The organism is Mitsuaria sp. TWR114 (assembly GCF_007997345.1).
Genome location: NZ_VOSR01000677.1, coordinates 1 through 2,655, shown reverse-complemented (window position 1 = coordinate 2,655; position 2,655 = coordinate 1). Strand labels below are relative to the sequence as shown.

Sequence of the window (2,655 nt, the reverse complement as noted above, 5' to 3'; positions counted from 1 at the left end):
ACGCTGGGCGCCACCGCGCTGTGGGCGCCGTCGCGCAGCCAGGTCCGGATCGCCGACTTCAGCGCGGTGACGAAACCGGGCCGCTATCGGCTGCGGGTCGCGGGCCTGCCCGACTCGGATCCGTTCACCATCGGCCCCGGCGCCTACGACGCCCTGGCCGCCGGCGCGATCCGCGCGTTCTACTTCAACCGGGCCGGCATCGCGCTGACGCCAGACCTGGCCGGCCCCTTCGCCCGCCCCGCCGGCCATCCGGACACGCGCGTGTTGATCCATGCCTCGGCCGCCGGACCGAAGCGCAAGACCGGCGACGTCATCAGCAGCCCCAAGGGCTGGTACGACGCCGGCGACTACAACAAGTACATCGTCAACTCCGGCATCACCGTCTACACGCTGCTGGCCAGCTACGAGCAGATGCCCGATCGCATGCGGGCGCTGAAGGTGGGCCTGCCTGAAAGCGGCAACGGGCTGCCGGACGTGCTCAACGAGGCGCTCTGGAACCTCGACTGGATGCTGACCATGCAGGATCCGGACGATGGCGGCGTCTATCACAAGCTGACCAATCCGGGCTTCGACGGCGTCGTGATGCCGGACGCGGCCACGACGTCCGGCGATCGCGTCGTCGTGCAGAAGAGCACCGCCGCGGCGCTGGACTTCGCCGCGGTGATGGCCGTCGGCAGCCGCGTGTTCAAGGGCTTCGAGCAGCAGCGCCCGGGCCTGTCCGCGCGCATGCTGGCCGCCGCGCGCGCCGCCTGGGGCTGGGCGCAGGCGCATCCCGACGCCATCTACCGCCAGCCGCCGGACATCCACACCGGCGACTACGGCGATCCGACGCTGGACGACGAGTTCGCCTGGGCCGCCGCCGAGCTCTACATCGCCACCGGCGACGAGGCCTTCTACGCCGCGATGAAGCCGGCGCAGACCACGATGACAGTGCCGTCCTGGGGCGACGTGCGCGGGCTGGCCTGGATGTCGCTCGCAGCGCACCGCGACCGGCTGGGCCCCGCCGCGGACCGCGCGCTGATCGAGCGCCGCGTCCGCGAGCTGGCCGACGCGCTGGTCGCCAAGGGCAAGGCCTCCGCCTGGGGCGTGGCGCTGGAGGAGAAGGACTTCAACTGGGGCAGCAACTCCAATGCGCTGAACCAGGCCATGGTGCTGCTGCAGGCCGATCGCCTGGACGCCGCCCGCCCGGCTGCGGCCGAAAGCGGTACGCGCGCCAGCCGGCGCGCCGGACCGGCCGTCAGCGCCTACCGCCAGGCGGCGCAGGGCCTGCTCGACTACGTGATGGGCCGCAACCCGACGGGCCTGTCGATGGTGACCGGCTTCGGCACCCGCTCGCCGATGCATCCGCATCACCGGCCCTCGGAGGCCGACGGCGTGGTCGCGCCGGTGCCGGGCTTCGTCGTCGGCGGGGCCAATGCCGGCCAGCAGGACCTCAAGGGCTGCCCGGTGCCGTACCCCTCGCCGCTGCCGGCGTTGTCCTACCTGGACCACTTCTGCAGCTACGCCAGCAATGAAGTGGCCATCAACTGGAATGCGCCACTGGTCTACGTGGCGGCGGCCCTGGGCGCGCCCCGCTGAGGGGCCGATGCGGAGGGGCTCGTCGCCCCGCCGCATCGATGTTTTCGGGCCCTAGGTGTTTTCCTGCTCTTTATTCGTTCGGCGCCCCAACTAATATCAATGCCATGGACACGCGATACGCGATACGCGTGGACCTCTACAAGACAGACAAGGAGACGACGCGCATGCAACCCGACGCCAGTGGTGGCCAACAGCTGTTGAAGTCCATCAACCGGATGGCCCTGGTGCGCCACCTGTGCGTGCATCCCGGCCTGTCCCGGGCGGACCTGGCGCTCGAGGTGGGCCTGACCAAGTCGACGATCACCAGCCTGGTGCGCGAGCTGATCGCCGAGGGCTGGCTGATGGAAAGCAGCGTCGTGGCCACCGGTGACCTGGGTCGGCGCCCCACCCCGCTGTTCATCAGCCCCGATCGCCTGCTGATGCTGGGCGCCGAGGTCGGCATCGACGGCGTGCGCGTGGTCGCCACCACGCTGACCGGCGAGGTGCGCGCCCGCGCGGTGTCCGCCTACGGCGCCAGCCGCAGCGCCAAGGCCTGCCTGGGCGTGCTGGCCACGGTGTTGCTGAAGGTGCGGGCGCAGCTCGATCCGTCGCAGCGCATCATCGGCATCGGCGTCGGCCTGCCCGGCGGCGTCGACGAAGCGCGCGGCGTGCTGAACTTCGCGCCCAACCTGGGCTGGCACGACCTGGCCGTCGGCCAGCTGCTCAGCGAGAAGCTCGACGGCGGCCCGCTCTCCGGCATCCCGCTCTACCTGCAGAACGAGGCCGACGTCGCCGCGCTCGGCGAGATGGAATTCAACGCCGGCGCGCCCGCCGATCCGCTGCTGTACCTCTCGATCAACCAGGGCGTCGGCGCCGGCGTGATCGTCGGCGACCGGCTGCTGACCGGCGCGCGCGGCTTTGCCGGCGAGATCGGCCACATGATCCTGCAGATCGACGGCCCGCTCTGCTCCTGCGGCCGGCGCGGTTGTGCCGAGGCGCTGATCGGCATGCGCGCGATGCTGCGCCCGGACGAAGCCGCCGAACTCGGCCCGCACTCCCTGCCGGACATCCGCGGCCGCCTGGTCGACGGCGACCGCA

The 2,655-nt window shown here is 71.4% G+C and carries 2 protein-coding genes; both read left to right on the top strand.

Translation table 11 applies throughout. From position 1 onward, the window contains the following. The coding region (locus FUT87_RS22145; RefSeq protein WP_147242413.1) for a glycoside hydrolase family 9 protein at positions 1–1,578 on the top strand (1,578 nt) is incomplete at its 5' end. Positions 1,579–1,682: 104 nt separating this feature from the next. After that, positions 1,683–2,655: ROK family transcriptional regulator (locus tag FUT87_RS22140; RefSeq protein WP_186830698.1), on the top strand; the 973-nt coding region annotated here is incomplete at its 3' end.